The organism is Arthrobacter sp. Y3225209, from assembly GCF_059090685.1.
The window spans coordinates 116,362-140,923 of sequence record NZ_JBNHFW010000001.1; the positions used below are offsets into that span (position 1 = coordinate 116,362).

The 24,562-nt window shown below is 62.1% G+C and carries 24 protein-coding genes; 5 read left to right on the forward strand and 19 right to left on the reverse strand.

Going from position 1 to position 24,562, the window contains the following annotated elements:
- Positions 1-9: 9 nt before the first annotated feature.
- Both AC5RVB_RS00550 and AC5RVB_RS00555 read right to left on the reverse strand, forming a co-directional pair.
- Entirely contained in the window at positions 10-159 is a 150-nt protein-coding gene (locus AC5RVB_RS00550; RefSeq protein ID WP_227929458.1) for a hypothetical protein, read from the reverse strand.
- Positions 156-1,220 (reverse strand): glycosyltransferase family 2 protein, encoded by a 1,065-nt coding sequence (locus AC5RVB_RS00555; protein ID WP_290244657.1) that lies wholly within the window; start codon positions 1,218-1,220, stop codon positions 156-158. The genes AC5RVB_RS00550 and AC5RVB_RS00555 overlap by 4 nt, the downstream gene beginning before the upstream one ends.
- A 489-nt stretch (positions 1,221-1,709) precedes the next feature.
- On the opposite strand from AC5RVB_RS00555, the gene AC5RVB_RS00560 reads away from it, so the two are divergent.
- Entirely contained in the window at positions 1,710-2,009 is a 300-nt protein-coding gene (locus AC5RVB_RS00560; RefSeq protein ID WP_290244656.1) for a hypothetical protein, read from the forward strand.
- A gap of 13 nt (positions 2,010-2,022) precedes the next feature.
- On the opposite strand, the gene AC5RVB_RS00565 is transcribed toward AC5RVB_RS00560, so the two are convergent.
- The 7 genes from AC5RVB_RS00565 to AC5RVB_RS00595 all read right to left on the reverse strand — a co-directional run bounded on the left by AC5RVB_RS00565 (position 2,023) and on the right by AC5RVB_RS00595 (position 6,736).
- Complete coding sequence (locus tag AC5RVB_RS00565; protein ID WP_290244655.1) at positions 2,023-2,499, reverse strand: pilus assembly protein TadG-related protein; 477 nt, start codon at positions 2,497-2,499, stop codon at positions 2,023-2,025.
- Positions 2,496-2,951 (reverse strand): hypothetical protein, encoded by a 456-nt coding sequence (locus tag AC5RVB_RS00570; RefSeq protein ID WP_494141705.1) that lies wholly within the window; start codon positions 2,949-2,951, stop codon positions 2,496-2,498. Before AC5RVB_RS00570 ends, AC5RVB_RS00565 begins: the two co-directional genes overlap by 4 nt.
- Positions 2,935-3,330, reverse strand: coding sequence for a TadE family protein (locus tag AC5RVB_RS00575; RefSeq protein WP_494141706.1), 396 nt, complete (start codon positions 3,328-3,330; stop codon positions 2,935-2,937). Before AC5RVB_RS00575 ends, AC5RVB_RS00570 begins: the two co-directional genes overlap by 17 nt.
- A 35-nt stretch (positions 3,331-3,365) precedes the next feature.
- Positions 3,366-3,560: a hypothetical protein gene (locus AC5RVB_RS00580; protein ID WP_227929535.1), complete on the reverse strand. Its 195-nt coding sequence runs from the start codon at positions 3,558-3,560 to the stop codon at positions 3,366-3,368.
- Positions 3,561-3,717: 157 nt separating this feature from the next.
- Positions 3,718-4,659 carry a type II secretion system F family protein gene (locus AC5RVB_RS00585; RefSeq protein ID WP_227929452.1) on the reverse strand — a complete coding sequence of 314 codons (942 nt, stop codon included), beginning with the start codon at positions 4,657-4,659 and terminating at the stop codon, positions 3,718-3,720.
- On the reverse strand, positions 4,656-5,513 hold the full coding sequence (locus AC5RVB_RS00590; protein WP_227929451.1) for a type II secretion system F family protein: 858 nt from the start codon (positions 5,511-5,513) through the stop codon (positions 4,656-4,658). Before AC5RVB_RS00590 ends, AC5RVB_RS00585 begins: the two co-directional genes overlap by 4 nt.
- Positions 5,510-6,736 carry a TadA family conjugal transfer-associated ATPase gene (locus tag AC5RVB_RS00595; RefSeq protein WP_227929450.1) on the reverse strand — a complete coding sequence of 409 codons (1,227 nt, stop codon included), beginning with the start codon at positions 6,734-6,736 and terminating at the stop codon, positions 5,510-5,512. The genes AC5RVB_RS00590 and AC5RVB_RS00595 overlap by 4 nt, the downstream gene beginning before the upstream one ends.
- 406 nt (positions 6,737-7,142) lie before the next feature.
- Here AC5RVB_RS00595 and AC5RVB_RS00600 point away from each other — a divergent pair, with 406 nt between their 5' ends.
- The gene (locus AC5RVB_RS00600) at positions 7,143-8,027 is read left to right on the forward strand and encodes a glycosyltransferase family 2 protein (RefSeq protein ID WP_494141707.1); all 885 of its coding nucleotides are present in this window, start codon (positions 7,143-7,145) and stop codon (positions 8,025-8,027) included.
- A 276-nt stretch (positions 8,028-8,303) separates the two neighbouring features.
- The gene (locus AC5RVB_RS00605; RefSeq protein WP_494141708.1) at positions 8,304-10,175 is read left to right on the forward strand and encodes a GH25 family lysozyme; all 1,872 of its coding nucleotides are present in this window, start codon (positions 8,304-8,306) and stop codon (positions 10,173-10,175) included.
- A 136-nt stretch (positions 10,176-10,311) separates the two neighbouring features.
- On the opposite strand, the gene AC5RVB_RS00610 is transcribed toward AC5RVB_RS00605, so the two are convergent.
- The 6 genes from AC5RVB_RS00610 to AC5RVB_RS00635 all read right to left on the reverse strand — a co-directional run bounded on the left by AC5RVB_RS00610 (position 10,312) and on the right by AC5RVB_RS00635 (position 16,423).
- The gene (locus AC5RVB_RS00610) at positions 10,312-10,767 is read right to left on the reverse strand and encodes a DUF2304 domain-containing protein (RefSeq protein WP_227929447.1); all 456 of its coding nucleotides are present in this window, start codon (positions 10,765-10,767) and stop codon (positions 10,312-10,314) included.
- Positions 10,764-11,471 (reverse strand): glycosyltransferase family 2 protein, encoded by a 708-nt coding sequence (locus AC5RVB_RS00615; RefSeq protein WP_227929534.1) that lies wholly within the window; start codon positions 11,469-11,471, stop codon positions 10,764-10,766. The genes AC5RVB_RS00610 and AC5RVB_RS00615 overlap by 4 nt, the downstream gene beginning before the upstream one ends.
- A 306-nt stretch (positions 11,472-11,777) precedes the next feature.
- Positions 11,778-12,680: a glycosyltransferase gene (locus AC5RVB_RS00620; protein ID WP_227929446.1), complete on the reverse strand. Its 903-nt coding sequence runs from the start codon at positions 12,678-12,680 to the stop codon at positions 11,778-11,780.
- Positions 12,667-14,091 carry a sugar nucleotide-binding protein gene (locus AC5RVB_RS00625; RefSeq protein ID WP_494141709.1) on the reverse strand — a complete coding sequence of 475 codons (1,425 nt, stop codon included), beginning with the start codon at positions 14,089-14,091 and terminating at the stop codon, positions 12,667-12,669. Before AC5RVB_RS00625 ends, AC5RVB_RS00620 begins: the two co-directional genes overlap by 14 nt.
- Positions 14,092-14,093: 2 nt before the next feature.
- Positions 14,094-15,092 (reverse strand): dTDP-glucose 4,6-dehydratase, encoded by a 999-nt coding sequence (rfbB, locus tag AC5RVB_RS00630; RefSeq protein ID WP_227929444.1) that lies wholly within the window; start codon positions 15,090-15,092, stop codon positions 14,094-14,096.
- A gap of 59 nt (positions 15,093-15,151) precedes the next feature.
- Positions 15,152-16,423, reverse strand: a complete 1,272-nt coding sequence (locus AC5RVB_RS00635; RefSeq protein ID WP_494141710.1) for a hypothetical protein — start codon at positions 16,421-16,423, stop codon at positions 15,152-15,154.
- A gap of 101 nt (positions 16,424-16,524) precedes the next feature.
- Between AC5RVB_RS00635 and rfbA the strand changes: the two genes are divergently transcribed.
- The gene (rfbA, locus tag AC5RVB_RS00640) at positions 16,525-17,394 is read left to right on the forward strand and encodes a glucose-1-phosphate thymidylyltransferase RfbA (protein ID WP_227929442.1); all 870 of its coding nucleotides are present in this window, start codon (positions 16,525-16,527) and stop codon (positions 17,392-17,394) included.
- 152 nt (positions 17,395-17,546) lie between these two features.
- Positions 17,547-19,481 carry a DUF6541 family protein gene (locus AC5RVB_RS00645; protein WP_494141711.1) on the forward strand — a complete coding sequence of 645 codons (1,935 nt, stop codon included), beginning with the start codon at positions 17,547-17,549 and terminating at the stop codon, positions 19,479-19,481.
- Positions 19,482-19,699: 218 nt separating this feature from the next.
- Here AC5RVB_RS00645 and AC5RVB_RS00650 read toward each other — a convergent pair whose 3' ends face one another.
- From AC5RVB_RS00650 to glf, 4 genes are read right to left on the reverse strand one after another with little or no spacing between them, the layout of a single operon-like run.
- A complete protein-coding gene (locus tag AC5RVB_RS00650; protein ID WP_494141712.1) occupies positions 19,700-20,428 on the reverse strand; it encodes an ABC transporter ATP-binding protein in 729 nt (242 codons plus the stop codon).
- A 3-nt stretch (positions 20,429-20,431) separates the two neighbouring features.
- On the reverse strand, positions 20,432-21,307 hold the full coding sequence (locus AC5RVB_RS00655) for an ABC transporter permease (RefSeq protein WP_494141713.1): 876 nt from the start codon (positions 21,305-21,307) through the stop codon (positions 20,432-20,434).
- A 22-nt stretch (positions 21,308-21,329) separates the two neighbouring features.
- Complete coding sequence (locus AC5RVB_RS00660) at positions 21,330-23,330, reverse strand: glycosyltransferase (RefSeq protein ID WP_423724633.1); 2,001 nt, start codon at positions 23,328-23,330, stop codon at positions 21,330-21,332.
- A complete protein-coding gene (gene glf, locus AC5RVB_RS00665; RefSeq protein ID WP_227929592.1) occupies positions 23,327-24,514 on the reverse strand; it encodes a UDP-galactopyranose mutase in 1,188 nt (395 codons plus the stop codon). The genes AC5RVB_RS00660 and glf overlap by 4 nt, the downstream gene beginning before the upstream one ends.
- Positions 24,515-24,562 lie beyond the last annotated feature (48 nt).

Here is a 24,562-nt window from a genome sequence, read left to right on the forward strand (position 1 = left end):
AGGGCCTGCCTAGGGCCGGTTGGAAGAATTCTTCTTCAGCAGTGTGAAAAGACCTACTGCAACGAATATCCCGCCCAGGATAAACAGGACTATCGAGCCTATCTCCAGTACGGCTGCCGCGATGCCGGCAACCTTGGACGCCAGGATTACCCCTTTCATGCTTCCACGCCCTCTGCCTTGTACTGCGCCGCCCACAAGTCACGATCTTTGCGGGTGATCTTTTTGCGGAGGATTTCTCCCCAGGAAGCGAGAATCCATCCGCCACGTATGCAGGCCAGGAGCTCAATAGGGATTATCAACACGACGATAAGGATGTCCCACTTGTCCTTATACGGGACGCGAAGGGCCGTCTTGAGGTTGATGGCCATAAACAGGATGGGCACGAGCAGTCCCCACCAAGCCAATGTCAGGGCATCCAGATACAGCGCCAGCGAAATTACCATCACCCAGAGTGTGCGGATTGCAGGTCCGAGCAGATTGAGCATCTGGCTAACCCAATCCCTGATGGTCAGATGGTTGACTCCGAAGCGAAGCAGATCCTGAAGGGTACCCGTCTGCCACTTCATGCGCTGCCCCCACAGGGACTTCAGGTTCTTCATCCCGTCGGTGTATGCCCTGATGGTGGTGGATACGTAGGTCTTGTACCCCGCTTCCCGGAGCCGGTAGGTCAGCTCGTAGTCCTCCACGGCACTTTCGTACGACCACGGCCCTTCCCTGTCATCCCTGGCGGCAATCTCCCTCAGCGCCCTGCCGGAGAACGCAGACCCGGCGCCTGCCAGGACATTGGTCCAGCCATGATTCAGCCCCTGTTGGATGTTGTAGGCGTATTCGGATTTCTGCAGCCTGCACCACAAACCGGGCTGCCGGATGGTGAATTTGGAAGTCGATCCTCCGAAGAGACGCTTCCATGATTCCTTCTCCCAGTCTTCGATGGCATTGGGGACAAGTACAGTGTCTGCGTCCATGGACACGACAAGGTCGGAGTCACGGCCATAGAGATTCCATCCCCTGTTCATGGCCTCGGACTTGCGGTGCTTCAGGCGGGGCAGATCCATAACGATTACCGGGTACTTTTTTGCTACCTCGACCGTTTGATCAGTGCATCCATTGGCGATAATGATTATCTGGTCCGGCTGCCGGGTCTGCGCAAGCAGGGATTCAATGGTTTGCCCTATTGTTTGCTCCTCATTGTGCGCTGGCACTAATACCGTGACCTCCATTTCTCCTCCTTCCTGGGCAGAGTGCCGGGAACATCGCCGTGCCCGCCGGGGTCCAATCCGTGCAGCGGATCAGATACTGGCCCCGGCCCGCTGCCATCCCCACGGCATGCACTGGCGGGCCCCCGGTAACGCACGGGATGGACCGGATATGCCGCCCGTCCCGCGAGAATCGGGCGGCCGGTTTGTGGCTACGGCGTAAGGCTAAGGAGCGCGGGAAGGCCTTGACGAGGGTATTGCGGGGGTCGGATGCAAAGTCGGGTATGCCACCCGCGGCGCCGGGGGCAGAGACTCAGTAAAGGCGGGCGTCCCCCGGTATCTTCCGGCGGCCGGGCAGCACTGGAGCAGCCGGGCCTCACCCGCCGCTGCGATGGAGATTCCGTCCGGCACCGGCCGCCTGACGCGCCGCGGCAGTGCACGGATGTGTCGGCGGGGAGGGTTACATTAACCAATGACGGAGAAAGAACACACGCCCTGATGAAGGAGCCTGTCTTGACCGAACGGAATCCGCACCCCCATCCCGAACGCGGCCGCCTCTACACCCTCGACGAACTCAACGACCTGGCTGAGCAGGGGGATCCCTGGGCCATGGGCAAAGTGGACGAATGGGACCGCGACTTCTCCAACGACTATGCCGTGAAGATGTTCGACAAGTGCCCCGACAGCAACTGCGAGTACTACGGGGAGCCCGTCAATATCTGCTACGGCGAGGACGGGCAGGTCCTGGACATCGACCACGGCGGCTGGGGCCACGGACCGGCGCAGGACATGGCGCAGAAAAAGGCGTCATAGCCACTGCGGGCGTTTACTGAACCAGCCGTGCCCGGGCCTCGCTGACGGCCGTTATTTGAATACCCTCCGGGACCAGGAAATTGACAATCGGCGGGTGCACCCGTGCAGCCAGGACAATTCGGGCCGTCCGGCCGTCCGCCGTACCGGTGTCCTCCGCCACCACGAGGTCATTGAAACGGGACTCGGCCCCCGTTACCTGAAGGTAGTTTCGTGCCGCAGCGCGCACCGCGCCTGCGTCCAGTGCCGCCGCCGGGCCGTCCCCGGCGTCGGACTGGCCCAAGGTGAACGTATCCGCGGCTGCCACAGCTGCTCCGTCGGCTGCCGACAGCAGCTTCTTCTGTCCGATGTACACCGAAGATGCCGCCATCACAACGGTCACGGTGAGCAGGGCCAACAGGGTGTAGCCGATGATCAGCACGCCTACCTGGCCGCTTTCGTGCCCCTCGCTGCCACCGGCGGGACCGCCGTCGCTCCCGGTGCCCGGCCTCATCCGAAACGCTCCACGACCTGCGTGGATTCCGAGTCCACCACTACCGGTGAGTCCCCTGCCCAGGGAAGTCCGGGCAGGGGAACATCAACGCTCACCCGGACGGTCACGAGGGTGCCCGGCGCCAGGCAGTCGGCAGGGCAGCTGATGAGCATATCCATGGTTCCGGCCGGCAATCCGAAGTCATCCAGGGCAAGCTGTGCAGCCTCCGTGGCGCGGCGTTCCGCCGTCGCCGCGTCCGGCGCCGTGGCATAGACCTTGGCGGCCGCATCCGCTGCTCCCACGGCAGCAAAAGAGGCACCCTGGATCTGACCCACCGTAATAACCAGATAGACCACCGGAACAAGCAGCAGCAGGCCCAGGAAAATGAATTCGACGACGGCGCTTCCGGTTTCGTCCTGCTCCTGCCGGGTCCCGCCGCAGGTGTCCGGTCCGCCCTCAGCGCCAGGCCGCATGCCCCGCCACCTCAATCCCGCCGTCGGGACCGATCAGGCCGATCACCGGCAGCGGTGCCCGGACGGTGATCTTGAGCAGGCGGGCGTCCCCTGCGGTCTGCTCGGCGCTGGTGATGTCCCCGGCGTATTCCGCCCCGAGGCTGGCATGGATCAGCTCGGAGGTCCGCCGGATACCGTCCTCCGGAGAACGGTCCGCCAGCGTCCCGTAGCGGGCCCCCGTTGCAGCGGCGTCAATGAGCGTGTTCCGCACGTGCAGTACCAGTGCCAGCTGGATCACCGCCATAAAGACCAGGCTGACAAGCGCCCCCACCAGCACAAAGTCCACCACTGCCGACCCGCGCTCCGTCGCGCTGGCAGGCAGCCGTGCGGAACGGAGCACCCTGGTCCGGGCGTCCGCAGGACGGCGTCCCCGCGCTATGGCTTCACCTGTTCCATGGCCGTCCTGAAGAGCTGTTCCAGTGCGGGCTCGGCGATGAACAGCAGCCCGGCCACCAGGATGGCGGACATAAGTGTGATCATGACCCACCCGGGCACGTCGCCGCGTTCCCTGTCCAAAGGCCGGGCCGAAGCCCGAACCTGACGGACGAGCCGGTAGCACCAGCCTGCCAGAACGGCGGCGGCTGCTTTCCAGCTGTCCGCTGTTTTCCAGCCTCGCTCCCCGCCCGTTTCGGTCCTCCGGTGCCTGCTGCCGTTCCTGGTATTCATGGTCTCCCTTTCCGTCGTAGCCATGTCTTGGATGTCCGGACACCGTTATGCCCGCTGCCCGTCACAGCCCCAGCCTCAACAGCGCCATGCCGGGAAATACGGCAAACAGGACCGTCAGGGGAAGGATGCCGAAAACCACCGGCACCATCATGGCGATTTCCTTTTTTCCTGCCGTTTCCATCAGCTCGCGTTTGGCCGCGTCCCGGACATCCTGGGCCTGGGCCCGCATCACGTCTGCCAGAGGTGTCCCGCGTTCCACAGCCACGCTGACCCCGTCCACAAAACGCGTCAGCGGCGCCAGCCGGATCCGGTCGGACAACTCCTCCAACGCGGCAGTCAGCGGTGTTCCCGCCCGTGTCTGTGCCAGTACCCTGCGGAACTCCCCGGCCAGTTCTCCCTGCGCCGCTGCTGAGACACGTTCCAGTGACCCCACGGCGTTCTCCCCCGCTCCGACCGCGAGCGCCATCATTTCGGCAAGACTGGGAAACTCGGCCAGGATGCGGGCATTGCGGCGCTTTATTTGGTGGGTCAACAGATAATCCCGCAGGAGGAAGCCCGCTGCGGCGCAGGCAAGAATCCCCAGGACTACAGCCGGCACGCCGATGCGTCCGCTGCCGGCCAGGAACGCCGTCGCCGTCCCTCCCATCAGGAGCCCGCCACCGGCACAGAGCACCTGCTCCACCCGGAAATCCAGGACGGTTTTCGTCCCGCCGGCCTGCTGCAGCCGGACGGCGAGCGATCTGTTCCCGGGAGACAGCCGGGCCAGCCGGCGTCCGGCGTCTCGCAGTACCGGACGCAGGATGCGTTCCAGCGGGCCGAAGGGCGTGAGGTCCGGCGTTGAAGGGTCCAGCAGCCTCGACGCCGGGCTGACCGAGCGTAGTTGGGGCGCCACGCGCTCTGCGAATGTGGTGCTGCGCAACGGCGGCAACCGGTGCAGCACCAGGAGCAGGCTGATGCCCACCATGGCACCTGCCAGCATCGCCATCGACGTCAGGCCGGTCACCGGAGGACCCTCACGTCTTCCGGAAGGGCACCGATCCGAAGCATCAGCCGGTAGCAGAGCACTGATATCCCGATGCCTGCCGCCAGGACACCGGCGCCCGCGGCGGTGTTGTACGCTGCCGCGGTTTCCGGCCGGGCTGCCAGAAGCAGCAGCACCACCCAGGGTGCAGCGGCTGAGAGCCGCGCCGCGTTGACGGTCCAGGATTGCCGTGCCAGCAGCTCGCTTCGGGTACGGGCGTTCTCCCGCAGGAAACCGGCCAGCGTGCCCAGCAGGCGGCCCAGGTCTGTTCCGCCCACCTGCCGGGTAATCCGCAGAGCTTCGATAATCCGGTCCGCGACGGGATCCGAGAGCCTGTTCTTCAGCCGGGTCAGCGAATCCTCGAAGTCACCGCCGGACCGGTAGTCCGACGCGAACGAGGAGAAGTACCCCCGCAGTTCATCCGGCCCGTTGTCCGCCAACTGGATCAGCGCATCGGGGAGCGGGAGTCCGGCCCGGATCGCCGAACGCAGGTGGTCAACGACGTCGGGCCAGAGCTCGGCAAGCGACGCCCTCCGCCGGGTGGCCTGCATCCGCACCAGGGCATAGGGAAGGGCAGCACCGAAGATACCGAAGCACGCGGCGATGGGCACTGAGAGCGTCAGGCCGTAGACCAGGAGGAGAGCAGAGAAGCCGGTGACGGCACAGGTCACCAGCAATCCGCCGACACCGACGCGGTCAATTCCCGCCTGTCGCAGCAGGTCTTCCAGGAACCCGGTGCGGCGGCGTCCGGGTCCCGGGCGGGCCGGTGACACCCAGCATGACTGCCACAGCAGCAGCAGACCAAGCCCCAGACAGAGTCCGGCGGCGGCGCTCACTGTCCGCTCCCCAAGAGTGCAGCGACGTTGACTCCTGCCCGCGCGAACTTCTCCGCAGCAGGCATGGAGGACGCGGTGACGGCCAGCTGACCCTCGGACCGGGCAAAAACGGAAGATGACTCGATGAGGCCGTTTTCGACCCGGCGCCCCAGGGCCAGGATTTCGGTCACTTCCCGTTGCCCGGATGGGGTCCTTTCGCAATGGACCACCAGGTCAATGCAGGAGGCCACCGTCGGGACCACGAATGCACTCGAAATATTGCTTCCCGCCAGCAGCGGAAGAGTGCACAGCTTGGTCACTGCATCCCTGGCACTGTTGGCGTGTACGGTACACATCCCGGGCAGCCCTGCGTTCAGGGCAATCAGCATGTCCAGGCTTTCCGCTTCACGGACCTCCCCCACAATCAGGCGGTCCGGCCGCATGCGCAGCGCTTCCTTGACCAGGCGCCGCAGCGGAATCTCGCCCTGCCCCTCCAGGTTCGCCTGCCGGCACTGCAGACCCACAACATCACGCAGCGGCAGCTGCAGTTCGAAGATCTCCTCAACGGTCACCACCCGTTCGCGGGCACCAATGGCGGCGCCAAGGCAGTTGAGCATGGTGGTCTTGCCCGCCTGTGTGGCACCCGACACCAGGATATTCAGGCCGACACCCACAGCAGCGTCCAGGAACCGGGCCGCGGGGGCGGACAGCGTGCCCAGTTCCACCAGGTGCTCCAGGCGGCGTGCGCGGGCCACGAACTTTCGGATGTTGACGGCCCAATGGCGCCGGGTGACATCAGGTATGGCCACGTGCAGGCGGGACCCGTCCGGCAGTGCAGCATCCACAAACGGCGAGGACAGGTCCAGCCGGCGACCGGAGGATTTCAGCATCCGCTCCACCAGGACCCGTACCTGTTCCGGTGTCAGTGTCAGCGAGGTCAGTTCCGAGCGGCCGTCCCGCGCCAGGTAGACCTCTGAGGGAGAGTTGATCCAGACTTCCTCGACCGTCGGATCATCCAGCAGCGGCTGGAGAACGCCGAATCCGGCGACGGCGTCGAACACCTGCCGGCGCACCGATTCGGGCCGTCCCAGCGGCGGCAGCGATCCGAGCAGCGAGCGTTCGTCGTAATCCGACACTGCCGCGTCCACCAGGCGGCGGACCTCCCCCACCTGTTCCTGCGGATCCAGGCCGCGCACGCGGATGAGTTCGCGTACCTCGTCCTCCACGATCCGTAGCGCATCCATCCGTATCCCCCGTATTCACCCGGGCGGCAGCACCCGGCATGAGACTGGCGGCCCCGGTTTGCGGGCCACGGGCGACAGAGTAGGGGCCGGATGGCGGAGAAGCGAGAGTGGTGGTCAGGCGTTGTGGATAAGTAGTGGCCCGAGCATCCGTCGGGGCGCCTTCAGGGTTCAGCTCCACCGTCCACGGGAACGGTTGAGCAGATGATGTCACGGAAGCGTCGGATAGTCCCGCCGAGTGTAGACGGCAGGCTGCGGCGTCCCTGTATCCCAAGGACGCGCCTCGCGGTGGAGCAATCTATACGCCTGTTGACGGTTCTGCACTATAGGCCTTCCTCCCAGCATTCCGAAGCGCCCAGAATCAGTGGGACGGTCGTCCGCTGAACCCGTTGATTGGAGAACCAGGTCCATGGAGAAAATCGACGTATTACTCCCCTACTACGGCGACGTGGAATTCATGAAGATTGCAACTGCGAGCGTGCTCGCCCAAAGCTACGACCACTGGCGGTTGCTGGTCCTGGACGACGCCTATGCCGACGATGAACCTGCACGCTGGTTTGCAGGCCAGACGGACCCCCGCATCACCTATCTCCGTAACAGTGAGAACCTGGGCGCCAGCGGGAACTTTCGAAAAGCCCTCAGCATGGCGCAGGCTCCCCTGACCGTGATGATGGGTGCCGACGACGTAATGCTGCCGGGTTATTTGCAGCGGGTCGCAGTGATACTCGATGCCTACCCGCAGGTTGCGGTGGCGCAACCTCGCGTGCAGGTCATTGACGAATACGGATATCCAATACTTCCGCTGACAGACCGGATCAAACGGTTTATCTCGCCAAAACCTGCTCCTGAGGTGGTTATCGGAGGGGAAGACATGGCTGCAAGCCTGCTCCACGGAGGCTGGCACTACTTTCCGTCATTGGCTTGGCGGACTGCGGAGATGCAGCGTTACGGATTTAGACCCGGGTACGACGTTGTTCAGGATCTGGCGCTCCTATTGGACATCGCGGCCGGAGGGGGTTCCATGGTGCTATTTGATGACACCGTCTTCCAGTACCGACGCCACTCGAGGTCAGATTCTTCCGTGAGGGCGGGAGATGGTCGCCGTTTCGAAGAAGAGAGGAGGTTCTTTTGCGCGGAGGCTGAACGTTTCCGGACGCTCGGATGGCAACGTGCTGCGCGGGCCGCCCATCTGCACTGGACCTCCCGTCTCCATGCCCTCAGTCTGCTTCTTCGCACGGCACGCAGTGCCGATTGGGGAGCTGCCGGACTTCTCTGGCGCCACGTAGTCCGGTAAGCACCTAAACCAGACGAGTGGTCTCGCCATTTTCTCCGTGAAACCTCGCCACGGTACGCAGTGGAAACGGCGGCTACATATTCACGGGCGGCAACTTCATGGGAAACCAGTTCATTTCGGCGTCCGAATATTTTCCATCCACCATCAATAGCCTCTGCGGTTACACACGGCGGATAGAATTCGTAGACAATCCACCCATGTTGATGTCTATCCCCTGTTTCTGGAGCACCTGTGATTTCACGAAGCTGGCCCCTGCCAGCACTTATACTCGCCGCCGTGCTCGCTATAGCGCAGCCTGCGGGCGCGGCCACCCTCACGCCGGAAACTCCGGCGCCACCCTCCTATTCCGGCATGCAGCCCCCTGCGACTGAGCCCTTCGCAACCGATTCACCGACGCCCGTCCCCACTCCGGTCGATGCATCGCAGATACCTCCCGCACCCAGCGATACAACGCCGACGGGCACCACAAACGGGGAATCGCCGGATGTTGACCTTCCGGAGCCGACTGAGACTGCTCCGGCGCCCGACGAGACTAAGGAAGACGATCTCGAGTCGATAATTGGTATTCTCGGTGCAAAAATGGGCCAAGGACTGGAGCGCCTCGAGGATACTCAGGACCCCCAGTTGCCGGGCGCCGAGGAAATAACGGAGCGTATCGAAGCCGAACAGACCCTGATTGAGGAAAATGTTGCGGACAGGCGCCTGGCTACCGGACCAGATGCATTTGATGCCCGATCCCCCGCTCAGGGCGCGACGGCCGCCCCGGCAGCGTTCGGCCGAACAGCTTCCCATGAACCTTCCGTTTCGTTGGCCGCCAGTTGGATGCCCGCCGGCCTTCAGGGCATGGACGTCGCCAGCCATCAGCCGGCGGTGAACTGGAGCCGTGCATGGAACCAGGGCGCCCGCTTCGCGTACGTAAAAGCCACTGAAGCCACTTCCTACACCAATCCGCTTTTCACCAGCCAGACTTCCGGAGCCACTAACGCGGGGATGCTGCACGGGGCTTACCACTTTGCGATCCCGAATGTGTCCAGTGGTGCGCGGCAGGCCAACTACTTCGTAGACCGTGGCGGCAAGTGGACTGCCGACGGCAACACACTGCCTCCTCTGCTGGATATCGAATACAACCCTTACTCCGAGCTTGGCGACACCTGCTATGACATGTCAGCACGCGAGATGATCGCCTGGATCAGGGACTTCTCGTCAACCGTTGCGGCCCGAACAGGCAGGGTGCCGATGATCTACACAACAACTGACTGGTGGAAGACGTGTACTGGTAATTCGAATGCCTTCGCCAACCACCCGCTGCATATTGCCAACTACGCCAAGTCCCCGGGAAGCCTTCCTAACGGCTGGGGAAAATACACCCTTTGGCAGTACAGCAGCACAGGGCCGTTCGAAGGTGACTCCAACGTCTACAACGGCAGCCTGAGCCAGTTACGGGACTTCGCCCGGGGGTCCAGGATCGCCGGTCCGGCAAAGCTCTATTTCCAGGGAAACCCTGTATCCAGCCTCGCTTATGGGCACACCACCGATGAATTTGTGACATGTGACTGGGACGGAGATGGCATTGCAACCCCCGCCGCGTTCCGGAACGGGGTTTGGTATATCCGCAACGGGTTGACCGGTAATGCATCGGTAACGGAACTTCGATACGGGGAAAAAGGGGACATTCCGATCTGTGGGGACTGGGATGGCGACGGATTAGACACTCTGGGTGTCTACCGCAAAGGTATGGCCTATCTCAGGAACTCCAACACCACAGGCAAGGCTGACGGAACGTTTCCGTTCGGGGCGGCATACGACATCCCCTTGGTAGGAGACTGGAACGGAGATGGCTATGACACGCTCGGAGTTGCTCGGATGGAAGGCGTGGGAAAACGTTTCTACCTGACTGACAGCAACATACGCCCTGCCGTCAGTCACACCTTCATCTATGGGAACGCGGGAGATACCCCGATTTCCGGCGATTGGAACAACGACGGTTTTAGCACGGTAGGTGTTCAACGGAGCAACATATGGCATTTGACCGACGACCACAGCACCGCGGCCACCACCTCCAGATTTGCTTTCGGCAACCCCGATGACCGGCCACTCACCGGACAGTGGAGCCGGGGAACTGGAACGTCGCTGGGGGTAATCCGCTAGCCAACTGAGCTGCTGACGCGCCTGTGCCCCTGCATCCTATGGAGGATGCAGGGGCACAGGCGTCCTACGCGGATCGCTGATCAGGTTACTGGATCCATCACTTCACCACTGAATACTGTTTCAGCTATGCAGCTGGTTAAGACTCGTCCGTACGGATTCCCTGTTGTCCGTGTTCGGGATGCTCTTTCTCCTGCGCCCTTGGGTGCGGCAGGGCAGGAGAGATTCCCTGCCCTGGAACCAAGCCGTCCACATTGGCTTGGAGTGCTTCCAACTGGGCCCGCAGGATGGCGGCCTCTTCCGCCAGAGCACGGGTTTCGTCCTCTACGACGGAAATCTCCAGTGACAAATGCAGGCACACTCCGATAGGAAGGAGGATCGCCAGGAGGAAGAGCAGATTAGACGGCAGCGCGAACCCTGTCAGCTCTGCCGCAAAGCTGAGAAGCTGCGGGAAGCCGGCAAGAATCAGCGTGACCAGGCCAACCAGAATCCATAAGACTGCGTATTTCTCCCGCAGCTTCCGCTGGCGCAGCAACCATACAACTGAGCCGACCACGAGAAGAGCCGCAATGAAAGGCACCACGGTGTTTGTCATTTTGCTGCTCCGATATGCTCAGGAATCCGGGTTTTCTTGCGGGTCATGGCTATGACGAGAGCAAAGCCGCTGCGGGCCAGGTACAGGGCGGCTTTAGCCGGGTTGTGACTCGGCTGTCCACCCTGTCTGGGCCTCATCTCGACAGGAACCTGCGTTACCGTCAGCCCGGACCGAACCGCCACTACGAGTGAGTCGATCGTGTCACCAAGATACTCCGCGGGATAATGCTCGCAATACTGGGCGATAGCACGGGCATTGGCCGCGCGGAAACCGGACGTTACGTCGGTCAGACGGGTCCGTGCTACTCGCGAGATGGACCAGCCGAGGAAGGACATGGCCCATTTCCGCGGTCCGCGCACCTCATAGTTGCCCTTCTCTGCAAAGCGGGCTCCGATGGAGATGTCCGCCTTTTCCAATCCCTTCACCACATTGATGAGGTCCTTGGGATCATGCTGTCCATCAGCATCCACCTGAATGGCCCGAGTGTAATTGAACCGTTTGGCGTATTTGTAGCCTGAGCGCATCGCTCCGCCTACGCCAAGATTGAACGGCAGGCGAAGCACAGTGGCCCCGGCTGCTGAAGCGAGATCCGCCGTGTTGTCGGTTGATCCGTCATCTACGACCAGCACGTCGCAGTGCGGCACTGTCCGAATGACCTCAGCGACGGTGTTTCCCACCGACTCAGACTCGTTCCAAGCCGGCATGATAACCAGCAGCCGGTCCTGCGACCGTGCCTCAGCTTTATCCACGAGAGTCCTAAACCATTCTGCAGTCGTTCAAATTGGGGCCAAGAGCGTCTAAAGCCCTCTGGCCGCGGGGCGCAGCGATGTGCCGCGTCTCGGATGGAACCTATCGGGAAGCCGGCCTAAATCCGCCCCGTTTCGGCGTTGTTCCGGCGGGAGAAGACCCTCCTTCGCTGCGGAGACAAGCAGTTACAGGCTATAGAAATAGTCGTCGACTCGCCAATTCCGCCGGCATAGCTCGCGCCGTCACCCCGCCATAGCCCCGGGTCAGCTCCCGAAAACGTGCCGGAGGATCACTTTTGCAGTTCGCATATCCCGCCGCACGAGGACTCCCGGCAGCAGGACAAGGGCATGCAGGCGCGATGTGACATGCAGACGCGCTGCGGACTGCGTCTTCCTCCAGCCCTTGGCTGTACTTAGCGCCATGGCGTGTTCGAAGAATTTCCGCTCGCCGGCAAACCTAGACCCGTCCCGCAGCTCAAGCGACGAGGCACTCGAACTGTGCCGGCGGTAGGCAAATACGACGTCTGGGACCATCAGCAGGTCGCCGCCGTCGAGCAGGATGTCCAAGATCAGGGCGAGGTCCTGGATGACGGGGAAGCCGTCACGGAAATCGTGGGACTGGATCGCCTCACGCCGGAAGGCCAGCGATGGCCAGTAAAGCCAGTTCCCATGCATCAGGTTGGCCGCCAGCTTGTCACCGGACAGCAGGAGGGGGGATTCGCTGCGGGGCCGAAGCAGTGACTGCTTCACCCGGTCCACCAAGGGCCTGACCACCGTGCCGCTTTCATCCACCACGGCAACCCCCGGCTGGATCAGGTCCGCGCCGGGGCAGCCCGCATGGGCCTTGCAGACAGCATCGACGTACCCCTCCAACAGGAAGTCGTCGCACCCCATCACTACAACACGCGGTTCGACGGCCATCTGCACGCATCGGCGGAAGTTTTCGGTGATTCCGCAGTTCTCCTCGTTACGGACGTACTGGATCCGCGGGTCCTGCAGGGTTTCAAAATAGGCATCAACGGAATAATCAGGGTGTGCGTCGTTCACGACAGTGAGGGTCCAGTCCGGATTGGTCTGGGCCAGGACGCTTTCCACGGCCGTCTGAAGGTAGTCGAGTTCGCCCCAGAACGGGATGTAGATTCCAACGGTGGCATCAGGCTTCGGCATTGAGAACTCCAGAGACGTAGGCAGGCAAACGGTCAGCGTATTGCGCCGGGGTAAACCCGGCGGCCTGGATCTTGCCGAGATCAAATGAGCTGTTAAGCGGACGAGGGGCAGTTCCTGCCTTGTCCCTGAAGTAGTCCGCGGTACTGATCCCCGTCACGTCGGCACGGCTGCGGCCGGCCAGTTCGAAGACCCTGGCCGCCACATCGGCCCAACTGGACGGTCCCCCGGCATTGCTGAGGTTGTACGTTCCGTAGGGCGCCCCGGTGTCCAGCAGGTGCCGGATCCCTGCCGCCAGATCAACAGTGAAAGTCAGCCGTCCCACCTGGTCGTCCACAACAGACGGAGCGATCCCCCGGCCCGCCAGCCCGGCCATGGTGGTGACGAAGTTCCTGCCGTCTCCGATCACCCAGCTCGTTCGCACTATGTAGTGCTTCGGAACCACGGACACAACGGCGTCGCCGGCTGCCTTGGTCTGGCCGTAGACCCCCAGCGGCGAGAATTCCTCATCCTCCGTGTGGCTTTCCGCGGTTCCGTCGAAAACATAGTCGCTGGAAACGTGCACGAGCGTCAGCCGGTTTTCCACCGCTACCCGCGCCAGACGAGCCACTGCGGAGACGTTGATCCGCCATGCAGCCTTCCTGCCCTCAGCGGTTTCGGCGGCGTCGACCCCCGTATAGGCAGCCGCGTTGATGACGGCGGAGTAGTTTTTCCAGTTGCGTTCGTATGAAGCCGCGTCGCACAGGTCGAACTCATTCCGTCCGGCGAACTCCACGGAGGGATCCCCTGCGTAAACCTCCCGCAGGGCCCGGCCCAGCTGACCGTCCGCCCCGAGCACCAGCGTCTTCTTCGGTGCCATCGGCACTACGTCGGCGAGGCGGGGGTGGGCGCGGTCCTTGCCGGAGAGCTCCGCGTCCTCCAGCGGGATCGGCCACTGAATGGCTGCGCTCTCGTCTGCCAGGTTCAGAAAGGTGTACTGGCCCTGAGCGTCGGCGCTCCAATGGTCATTCACCAAGTAGGTGTAGGCCGTGTTGTCTTCAAGCGTCTGGAAGGCGTTGCCTACGCCGCGTGGAATGAAGATGGCCTGGCTCGGATCCAGTTCCGCGGTAAATACGGTACCGAAGCTCGGGCCCTCGCGGAGGTCCACCCATGCCCCGAAAATCCGTCCGGTAGCGACGGAAACAAACTTGTCCCATGGCTCGGCATGGATACCACGAGTGGTGCCGGCGGATTCGTTGAAGGAGATGTTGTTCTGGACGGGCCCGAAATCGGGGAGGCCAAGAGCCAGCATCTTTTCGCGCTGCCAGTTTTCCTTGAACCAGCCTCGGTTGTCACCGTGCACCGGCAGGTCGAAAAGCATAACCCCGGGGATGGTCGTTTCGTGTGTGACCAGGGCCTTCGAAAACTCAACCATGCCTACTGCCCCTGAACCTTGTATTTGGCTTCGGTTTCGGCCTTCTGCGGCCGCCACCATGCCTCGTTGTCCCGGTACCAGCGGATGGTGTCCTCAATCCCCTGGTCGAAGTTGGAGAACTGCGGCTCCCAGCCCAGCTCTGATCGCAGGCGGGTGGAGTCGATGGCATAGCGCATATCGTGGCCGGGACGGTCAATGACCTGGTCATACGCATCGGCAGGCTGGCCCATGTGTTTAAGAATCAGCTCCACAACGTCTTTGTTGTTCTTCTCGCCGTCCGCGCCAATGAGGTAGGTCTGACCGATTTCACCCTTTTCGATGATCCGGAGCACAGCCGAGGAATGGTCATTGGCGTGGATCCAGTCGCGGACGTTTTCGCCGGCTCCGTAGAGCTTCGGGCGGATTCCGTCGATTACGTTGGTGATCTGGCGGGGAATGAATTTCTCCACGTGCTGGTAAGGGCCGTAGTTATTGGAGCAGTTGCTGATAGTGGCCTGCAGCCCGAAGGAACGGACCCAGGCACGCACCAGCAGGTCCGACCCTGCCTTCGTGGAGGAATACGGGCTTGAGGGGTTATACGGGGTCTTTTCTGTGAACCGCTCCGGATCGTCGAGTTCCAGGTCACCGTAGACCTCGTCCGTCGAAATGTGATGGAACCGCGTACCGTGCCGGCGGGCTGCTTCGATCAGCGTGTAGGTGCCGATGATGTTTGTGTCCAGGAACGGACGCGGATCGTGGAGGGAGTTGTCGTTGTGGGATTCCGCCGCATAATGGACGACGACGTCGGCCGAACCGACCAGCGTATTTACGAGCTCCGCGTCGCAGATGTCGCCCTTGACAAACGTGAAGCGGTCTTCTGGGAGCCCCTGCAGCGAGGCTATGTTCCCGGCATAGGTGAGCTTGTCCAGGACCGTAATGGCCGCGTCAGTATTGGCCAGTGCGTAGTGCACGAAGTTTGAACCGATAAAGCCGGCACCGCCGGTCACGAGGAGTTTCTGCATGCTACCAGCCTACCGGTTATGCGTTGGCACTCCTGCCGGAGCCGATGCGCCCGGAGGCTTTACCGGCGGGCCGGCTTGAGGCTGCGCTGCACGAAAACGGTGTGCACAATGATCCCGCAAAGGGGCCCGACGCCGAGGCTCAGGATCGTTTTCGCTTCGATGCCCAGCGGAAGCAGCAGCAGCGAGAGGGAAACGGCCACGGCGCAGACCCAGCCCAAAGAATAGGCACGATGCCTGCCGGCGGCCACCGTCAGGGACCCCGTAAGGGTCAACAGTGCAAGGAAGCCCGAGTCGAAGGTCAGGGCAGCCAGGACGAGGCCTGATACGTGGTAGTCCGGCCCCAGCAGGAACACCATAAGCCACGGTCCGACTAGGGCTGCCGCCAGTGCTCCTGCGGCAGCCACTCCGAGGACCACCAGGAAAATGGGCAGATACGCCTTGGCTCCCTGCTCCTTGCGCGACATGAAGTGCGTAATAGCCACCCCTTGGAAAGCGGTCAGCGGAATCATCAGCGGCGCACGGGTGAGGGACAGGGCCATCAGCAGCGGAGCTGAGGCCAAGTAGACGTTGTCGGGGGTCGTAAACTTGAGCATCGCGGGGAACCCCACAACCAGGGCTGCACTTGCCGTCGCAGCCAGGCAGGCGTGCAGGACATTGCGCACGTACCGGTTTGCGCCGACGTCGGCACGGGAAAGGACCGTGCCCCGGACATCCTTTGAGAACATAAGCAGCAGGAGCCAGGCCGCGGCTGCGAGGGCAGAGGCTACCGCCAGGCCACCGACGGTGGCTCCGACGGCGAACACGGCAGCGGCCGCAGCCAGCCGCACGCCCGACTCTGCGAACACCGCAACCGAGTATTGGTTCCAGTTGCCGGACCCGCCCAAGGCCCCGATAGTGGCGACGTGGCCGGCATAGACAACGGCAACAAGGCAGATGACGGGCACAAGGGTCGCGGCCAGCGACCCGAAAAGCGCCTCCCCCCACCAGAAGGACGTTGCGAACAGAACAACGGAGGTGCCTGCGCCTATCAGCAGCGCGGGGCCGGCAAATCTGGTGCCACGGTCCGAATCAGGCAGGTCGGCTGCCGCCCGTGTGGCACGGGTGGTCTCGACCGTTATGCCGCCCAGGACACCGAAGATAAAGAAGAGGAAGGACCAAAAGGCCAGAAAGACGGCGTTTGCTTCCGTATCAAGGGTCCGGGCCGCCACCAGGAGCAGGACGTATCCCACTGCCGCAGAAACAAGGGACGCACTTCCCACACCTGCAGCTGATTTACCGCCAATGGATCCGTCCGCCGGGCGGCTGGAGTCGGTGCGTGGAGATTTTCTCAAGTTGTGCCTAACTATCGTTCCCCCGGAACTCCCCGCAGGTCAGGGTTCCGCACGGCAACCGTGGATTTGGTGCGGTAGCCACTCTAGGACATTATTGTTTCATGCGCGGAATCATCTTGGCCGGGGGTACGGGTTCACGGCTCCACCCCATCACGATGGGCATCAGCAAGCAGCTGGTACCGGTCTACGACAAGCCGATGATCTACTATCCGCTTTCCACTCTTATCCTCGCTGGCATCAAGGACATCCTGATTGTCACTACGCCGCAGGACGCCGACCAGTTCCAGCGCCTGCTGGGCGACGGCAGCCAGTTTGGCGTGTCCCTCAGCTACGTAGCCCAGCCGTCACCGGACGGACTGGCACAGGCCTTCATCCTGGGTGCTGAGCATATCGGTGACGGACCCGTGGCCCTGGTACTGGGCGACAATATTTTCTACGGCCCCGGCATGGGCGCCCAGCTGCGGCGCTTTTCCACCATCGATGGCGGCGCCATCTTCGGTTACTGGGTCCAGGACCCTAAGGCGTACGGCGTCGTCGAGTTTGACGCCGACGGCCGGGCGCTGTCGCTGGAGGAAAAGCCGGAGCAGCCCAAGAGCAATTTCGCGGTCCCCGGACTCTACTTCTATGACAACGAAGTTGTGGAAATAGCGAAAGCGTTGAAGCCTTCCCCGCGTGGTGAGCTCGAAATTACGGATGTCAACCGGGTTTATCTCGAGCGTGGAAAGCTTCAGGTCGAGATTCTCCCCCGCGGCACGGCCTGGCTCGACACCGGCACGTTCGACTCCCTGAATGAAGCCTCAAACTTCATCCGTACGGTCGAGAATCGCCAGGGACTCAAGATCGGCTCCCCCGAAGAAGTGTCGTGGCGTATGGGGTTCCTCTCAGACGACGAACTCCTGCAGCGCGCGGAAAAGCTGGCAAAGAGCGGCTACGGAGATTATCTCGCCGGCCTCTTGCAGCACGGCCGGTAGAGCCTGCCCGAACGCGTGGCAGCCCGGCCGGGCACAGTGCTAATTGCCTCCGCGTAGAATCTTATTGGCCTTCCCGGCCGTAACGTTTACCCCTTGGAGGAAACCAGTTGTCCTGGATACCCGTACTACCTGTGCTTTTGGTGACTGCCGGGATGGTGGTAATACCAGGCCTCCTGGTCGCCTTGGCACTGCGCTTCCGAGGATTCTCCGCGGTTGCCCTGGCACCCGCATTCTCCGCTGCAATCGTTGGCGTCTTCGGGATTCTGGGCGGAATCATAGGCTTGGACTGGTCGGTATGGGTTTATGCCGGCGGTACTGTGCTGACCTGTGTGGCCGCATGGATCGCAACCTCAATCCGTACCAGGGGCATCACCCGGCCGCAGCCGGAAGACCGCAGCCGTAGCGCCTGGCGGACACTGGCAGTACCCCTGGCGGCCGTCCTTGTGGCCGCGGCTATGGTATCGCGCCGGATCATGCAGCTGATCGGCCAACCGGAGCACTTCGCGCAGAACTTCGACAATGTATTCCACCTCAACGCAATCCGCCATGTCCTCGAGACCGGCAACGCATCCTCGCTGACCCTTGGAGAGCTCCAAGGCGAAGGCGCCGTCGGTGTCTACCCGGCCGTCTGGCACTCATTTGCCGCCCTTACGGTCCAGTTGACGGGTGCCAGCGTTCCCCTGGCGGAAAACTCCATCAACATCGTCTCCGCAAGCGTCGTCTGGACTCTTGCCTGCGTCTTCTTCGCGCGCAGCGTTTTTGGCAACAATGCCCTGATCACCCTCACGGCGGGCATCCTTTCCGCATCACAGATCGCCTTCCCGTTCAGCCTGCTTGTGTGGGGGCCACTGTTCCCGAACACGCTGGCCACCAGCATGCTTCCGCTTCTGCTGGGTATCGTGGTCCGTTTGTTCCGCGGGACCGACCTCGATCAGGACCAGCACCTGCAGCGTTCCTGGTGGATGGCCTTCCTCCTTGCCCTGGCCGGAGCTTCCACTGCCCATATGAGCGTGGTCAATGCGCTGCTGGTATTCTCCCTGCCGCTCATCGTAACCGTCTGGTGGCACGCGTTCAGGCGGCGGCTGAACCATCGCGCAGGAGGCTCCAAGCTGGCTGCATTCGGTGCCTTGACGGTTGTTGGTGCCGTCGCCGTGATGCTCGTCTGGCTTCGTCTTCGGCCTGCCTTCTATGACTCATGGGGACCCTACACCACGACGGGCGGTGCTATTGGCGAAGCACTGACCAACAGCCCGATGGGCACCCCCACCAACTGGTTCGTGACGGTCCTGGCGATTTCCGGCGTCGTGTACCTGTTCCAGATCCGGACCCACCGCTGGCTGATCGTAAGCTACGCCCTGGCAGTCTGGTTCTACGTAGTGGATGCCTCCCAGGACCGGGGTTTCCTGCGCAACTTCCTGACAGGTAACTGGTACCAGGACACCAACCGGCTGGCGGCTTTCCTTCCGGTATTCGCGACTATCCTCGGCGCGGTTGGAGCGTGGGCGATCATCCAATGGATCCGCACTGCCCTGCCGGAACCTACCGCGGAAAGGATGGAAGAACGCTGGGCCGCAGTGCGTCCGATACGCGTCCTCTCCCTGACAGTCCTGACCGTGGCCATGGCTCTGCTGGGGTACTTTGGTCCCGTCAAGGAGTACATCAAGTTCACCATGCCGGTGTATGCCTTTAACGACTCCTCCCCCATGATTACGCCCGCTGAACGCGAACTCGTCGAGAACATTGCCGACTACGTCCCCGAAGGTGCCGTAATTGCTGACAACCCTGCTAACGGCAGTTCCGCGGCGTATGCCTTCGGTGGGCGGGAGGTCCTAACCCCGCACATGTTCGCCAGCAATGATCCCGAGCGAATCCTTATCTCCGAAGAGCTGCCCGACTTCAGCCCTGAGGTCTGTGCGGCCATCGTTGACGAGAACGTGGAGTATGTCTTGGACTTCGGTACGCAGGCACTGTCGGACACCGGCTCCCAGTACGCCGGTGTGATGGACCTGGCGGGGAAACCAGGTTTCGAACTGGTCAAGTCCACCGGCCCGGAGGCGAACCTCTACAAGATCACCGGCTGCGATTAGCCACCCACGCAGCGGCCCATGCGGTCTTAGCGGCCGCTGCGTGGGTGGCGCAGGGACACCAACTGGGCCACCCGGCGCCGGCCTTCGGGCGCCAGTTATGCCGGGACGTTCCATAGGTAAAAAGAAGGACCCGCCGCAAAAGCGGCGGGTCCTTCTTCTTATGTTGTACCTCCGCGGCTCACCGGCGGAGGTGCAGGAGGTTCCCCGGTGCGCGCCTGTCAGTTGCCGCGCATGCGGTCAACGACGTCGCGCACCGGGCCGTCCATGACCACTTCGCCGTGTTCCAGGAGCACGCCCCGCTCACAGATGCGGGAGACCAGATCAAGATCGTGGCTGACGACCACCAGTGTCTTCCCTTCCCCCGCGAGCTCCTTGATTTTATCGATGCACTTGCGTTGGAACGGCTCATCGCCGACGGCGAGGATCTCGTCCACCAGGAAGACTTCGGGATCGGTGTGCACGGCGACGGAGAAGGCAAGCCGCAGGTACATGCCCGAGGAATAGAATTTCACTTCGGTGTCGATAAACTGGCCGATTTCGGAGAACTCGACGATCGAGTCGAACTTCGCGTTGATTTCCTCCTCGGTCATACCGAGGATCGCCCCGTTCAGATAAACGTTGTCCCGACCGCTGAGATCATGGTGGAAACCGGCGCCTACTTCAATCAGCCCGGCAACCCGTCCACGGGTTCCCACAGTACCGCTGTCCGGACGCATGACACCTGAAATGTGCTTTAGCAGCGTGGATTTTCCTGAACCGTTCAGACCAAGCAATGCAACGGTCTCGCCTTGTTCAACGTTCAGCGAAACACCTTTGAGAGCATGGAACTTCTCGGACAGGTCGCCCTTGCGCCCCTTGACGAGCCAGACAAATGCTTCTTTCATGGAACGGGTGTGCCGTAGAACGAACTGCTTGTTGATGTTATGGATTTCAATGGCACTTGCCACGGTTCACAGCTCCTGCGCGAAACGGCCCTCAAGGCGACGGAAGACGAGCTGACCAATCAGCAGTACTGCTGCGGAAATGGCCAGCGCAACGGGGATCCAGACGGACAGCAGATGCGGGGGGATGGACTGGGAGCCGTCGGTGGTGGGAAGCCAGAATGCGTAGTGGAACGTCTCGACGCCCACTGTGATCGGATTCAGCTGGTAAAAGTTGAAAAACGTCTCTCCCAGCTTGGACTGCACCATGGTCCAGGAATAGAGCACGGGCGAAGCCCAGGTTGCGACCATCAACAGCATGTCCACCAGGTTCTCCGCATCACGGAAGTAAACGTTGATGGCGCCGAACAGCAGGCCGAGCCCTGTGGCCAGCATGGCCACGATCAGGAAGCCGGCGGCTGCCGCTGCAAGCTGCAGCAGGGACGGCCGCCAGCCGCTGAAGAGGCAAGCCCCGATCAGGATGACCATCTGCGGCACGAAATGCACGCCGGAGACCCACACCGAGGCAACCGGGAACAGCTGCCGGGGCAGGTAGATCTTTTTGATCAACCCGCCGTTGCCCACAATCGACCGCGACGCGTTACCCAGGGCTTCCGTGAAGAAGTTGATCAGCACGATCCCGGAGAACAGATAAATCGCATAGTTCGGCAGGCCCCCCCGGTTGCCCGCACTCTCTTCAAGTCCCAGGAACACACCCAGGGCAACGTAGAAGACCAGAAACTGGATGCCCGGTTTGACGTAGGACCAGAGCAGGCCGAGAATCGATCCCCGGTAGCGGACCTGAAGCTCCTTGGAAACAAGGAGCTTCAGGAGGAACCGGTGCCGCAGTACGTCCTTGAGGCTGCCGGGCTGGCCCGGTACCGTGAGTTCTTCCTGCATACGCATTCCCGCCTGCGAGTGGACTGTCTTACTTTCCGGGGTTCTCATCAAACGTCCGCTGCCAGGATTCCATGGAAGTGATTTCAGGCAGCGCCTCACGGTAGCGGGCGCTGAGCTGCTCCCACTCCGCAAATAGCTGCGCCTTAAGGACCGCCGCTTCAGCCAGCATGCTTCGGACCTTCTTCGGGTCCCGCTGGTACCAGGAAGCACCGGTTCCATCGGCGTTGGACACCACGGCGCTGTCAAGCTTGGACAGGACCCACCATTTGCTGTCCTGGTTGGCCACCACAAGCTGCGGATTCTCGCGCGATTCAGGGGCGACAGGGAGCACGGTCTGTTTCAGGATGGTCTTGGCAGCCCACGGAACCAGAGACGCCAGGGACGGGGACTTTGTGCTGATGGGTTTCTTCGGCGGCTTGCGCATGTGCGGATCCGGGAAAGCGCCGGGATCCTGCTTGACTACCGAATCGCTGTATTCCGAGCGCAATGCCCGGAGTTTGGGCATCATCGCAGGAAGGGACTCGTGCAACTTCTCGGGGCCCTGAAGCACGTCGCGCAGGGCCATCAAACGGGCCTTCTGCGGGTAGTACTGCATCGAGAAAAGGTGCTTGACGTCGGTGTTCATGCTCTCACGCAGGATGCGCCCGCCCTTGGCGTACGGGGAGTGCAGCAGTGTGGCGATAAGCCGGTTGCGCTCGTGGAAGTAGGCCTGCCAGTCGACGGAATCGTCCTTGTCGGCCCAGGAAACATGCCAAACGGCGGCACCGGGAAGCGAGACCGTGGCATAGCCCACCGATCGGGCGCGCAAGGAATACTCGGCGTCGTCCCACTTGATGAACACGGGCAGGGACAGGCCGATTTCGCGGATGATCCGGGTCGGGATCAGGCACATCCACCAGCCGTTGTAATCCGCATCCCAGCGTCGGTGCAGGATCGACGAGGAACGGAGGCCCTCCAGTGCGAAGTCGTGGTTGGCCAGGCCGTCTACCGGCCCCCACCGGAACTTGTACTGGTTGACCACCTCTGCATAGGCGTTCAGCACGGACTTGTTGTACATGTCGAACATGTGTCCGCCCACAATCGTGGGTTTGCGGCACATGTCAGCGAAGGCCACTGCCCGGAGGATGCCTTCCGTCTCAACGATGATGTCGTCGTCGAGCAACATCACGTAGTCCGACCGTCCCTCCTTCACCGCTTCGCTCATGTTCCGGGCAAAGCCGCCGGATCCGCCCAGGTTGCCTTGAACAATGATCCGCAGCTGGCTGCCCATCGCCTTGGCCACATCGTCGAAACCGGCCTCGTCGGAGACCTTCTGGTTGCCCTGATCGACAATGATCAGTTCGTCCAGGATCTCGCGGACACCGTCGTCGGTCTGGATGGCTTTGATGGTGTTCAGGCAGTAATCGGGACGGTTGAAGGTCGTGACACCCAGCGTTACGCTTCCGGCGGGCTTGTCGGATACGGCGCTCCAGTCCGCTGAATCCAGCTGCATCCCGTCCGAATCGGCGATGAGATCGAACCAGTACCAGCCGCCGTCACCGAAGGGCGCCAGCGTGAGATCGAAAACGGTGCTTTCGGTGCCGGTCACTTGGCGTGACTCCACGCGCTGCGCTGCACCGCGGGCATTGGACTTGTAAACGACGACCGTACCTTCGCCAACGGTCCCGACCCGGAGAATGACGCTCTCCACCGTGGTCCAGCGGCGCCAGTAACTGGCTGGGAAAGCGTTGAAGTATGAGCCAAAGGAAAGACGCTCACCCGGGCGGACCCGCACTGAAGACCGGCTCAGGATATCCTCGGGGTGCAGTTTTCGTCCGGGCGCAGTCAGTGCCTGCTTGCGTCCGTTCTCAGCATCCAGCCCACCCTTGCCGGTATCGCTGTCGATGTAGAGCGGCAGTGTATCCAGATCCTTGTCGTTGGGCAGGACAACCCGCTGCAGAACCCGAAGCTCGGCATCACTGTCCTCGTCCGGACGTGCCGCCGTTATACCCGGCAGATACCCTGCCTCGTCCACAATGCCGTTGCTCACGCGTCGACTCCTCCGCTTTCCAGCTTTGCGCCCCCGGTGAAGTGGGGCTTGATCTTATTGTCAAACATCGACAGTGCCGATCCGATGGCCATGTGCATGTCAAGATACTTGTATGTGCCCAGGCGACCGCCAAAGAGAACGGATTTCTCGCCTTTGGCCAGGTCCCGGTAGGCCAGCAGCTTGGCACGGTCTTCCGCAGTGTTTACCGGGTAGTACGGTTCGTCGCCCTTCTCGGCAAAGCGGGAGTATTCACGCATGATCACCGTGGCGTCCTTGGTGTAGTCCCGTTCCGGGTGGAAGTGGCGGAACTCGTGGATCCGGGTGTAGGGAACGTCCTCATCCGGGTAGTTCATCACCGAGGTGCCCTGGAAGTCCTCGACGGGGAGCACTTCCTCTTCCAGGTCGATGGTCCGCCAGGACAGGTCGCCTTCCGCGTAGTCGAAGTAGCGGTCGACGGGGCCGGTGTAGATCACGGGGACCTGGCCGAGCGTGTTATCGCGGGAGAACTCGTGGCCCTCGTCGAAGAAATCAGTCTTCAGGTGCACCTGGATGTTCGGGTGGTCGGCCATGCGCTCAATCCACGCGGTGTAGCCGTCCACGGGCAGGCCCTCGTACTTGTCATTGAAGTAGCGGTTGTCGTAGTTGTAGCGCACGGGCAGGCGACTGATGATTTCCGCCGGCAGATCCTTGGGATCGGTCTGCCACTGCTTGCCGGTGTAGTACTTGATGAAGGCCTCGTACAGCGGGCGGCCGATCAGCTGGATGCCCTTGTCGTTGAGGTTCGCCGGATCGGTCCCGGCGAGCTCGCCGGCCTGCTCCTGGATGAGCGCCTTGGCCTCGGCAGGGCCCATGGAGGCGCGGAAGAACTGGTTGATCGTGCCCAGGTTGATGGGCATCGAGTACACCTCGCCCTTATGGCTGGTGTAGACCTTGTGAACGTAGTTGGTGAACTCGGTAAAGCGGTTCACGTATTGCCAGACCCGCTCGTTCGAGGTGTGGAAGAGGTGCGCTCCATAGCGGTGCACTTCAATTCCGGTCTGCGCTTCGTTCTCGCTGTAGGCATTACCACCAATGTGATGGCGGCGATCCAGTACCGCGACCTTCAGGCCCAGTTCCTTTGCAGCGCGCTCGGCTACGGTCAGGCCGAAAAAGCCCGACCCGACGACGACGAGGTCAACGTTCACATCTACTCCTGTTAGTTGCGTACTGAAGCTCCAGTACTGCCGACACTC

Coding starts and splice junctions, on each gene's coding strand:
- AC5RVB_RS00655 (WP_494141713.1), bottom strand. CDS start 21,307: ATGCGTATGCAGGAAGAACTCACGGTACCGGGCCAGCCCGGCAGCCTC.
- AC5RVB_RS00620 (WP_227929446.1), bottom strand. CDS start 12,680: ATGCCGAAGCCTGATGCCACCGTTGGAATCTACATCCCGTTCTGGGGC.
- AC5RVB_RS00555 (WP_290244657.1), bottom strand. CDS start 1,220: ATGGAGGTCACGGTATTAGTGCCAGCGCACAATGAGGAGCAAACAATA.
- rfbA (WP_227929442.1), top strand. CDS start 16,525: ATGCGCGGAATCATCTTGGCCGGGGGTACGGGTTCACGGCTCCACCCC.
- AC5RVB_RS00615 (WP_227929534.1), bottom strand. CDS start 11,471: ATGCCGGCTTGGAACGAGTCTGAGTCGGTGGGAAACACCGTCGCTGAG.
- AC5RVB_RS00565 (WP_290244655.1), bottom strand. CDS start 2,499: ATGAGGCCGGGCACCGGGAGCGACGGCGGTCCCGCCGGTGGCAGCGAG.
- AC5RVB_RS00600 (WP_494141707.1), top strand. CDS start 7,143: ATGGAGAAAATCGACGTATTACTCCCCTACTACGGCGACGTGGAATTC.
- AC5RVB_RS00550 (WP_227929458.1), bottom strand. CDS start 159: ATGAAAGGGGTAATCCTGGCGTCCAAGGTTGCCGGCATCGCGGCAGCC.
- AC5RVB_RS00645 (WP_494141711.1), top strand. CDS start 17,547: ATGGTGGTAATACCAGGCCTCCTGGTCGCCTTGGCACTGCGCTTCCGA.
- AC5RVB_RS00595 (WP_227929450.1), bottom strand. CDS start 6,736: ATGGATGCGCTACGGATCGTGGAGGACGAGGTACGCGAACTCATCCGC.
- AC5RVB_RS00610 (WP_227929447.1), bottom strand. CDS start 10,767: ATGACAAACACCGTGGTGCCTTTCATTGCGGCTCTTCTCGTGGTCGGC.
- AC5RVB_RS00570 (WP_494141705.1), bottom strand. CDS start 2,951: ATGCGGCCTGGCGCTGAGGGCGGACCGGACACCTGCGGCGGGACCCGG.
- rfbB (WP_227929444.1), bottom strand. CDS start 15,092: ATGCAGAAACTCCTCGTGACCGGCGGTGCCGGCTTTATCGGTTCAAAC.
- AC5RVB_RS00625 (WP_494141709.1), bottom strand. CDS start 14,091: ATGGTTGAGTTTTCGAAGGCCCTGGTCACACACGAAACGACCATCCCC.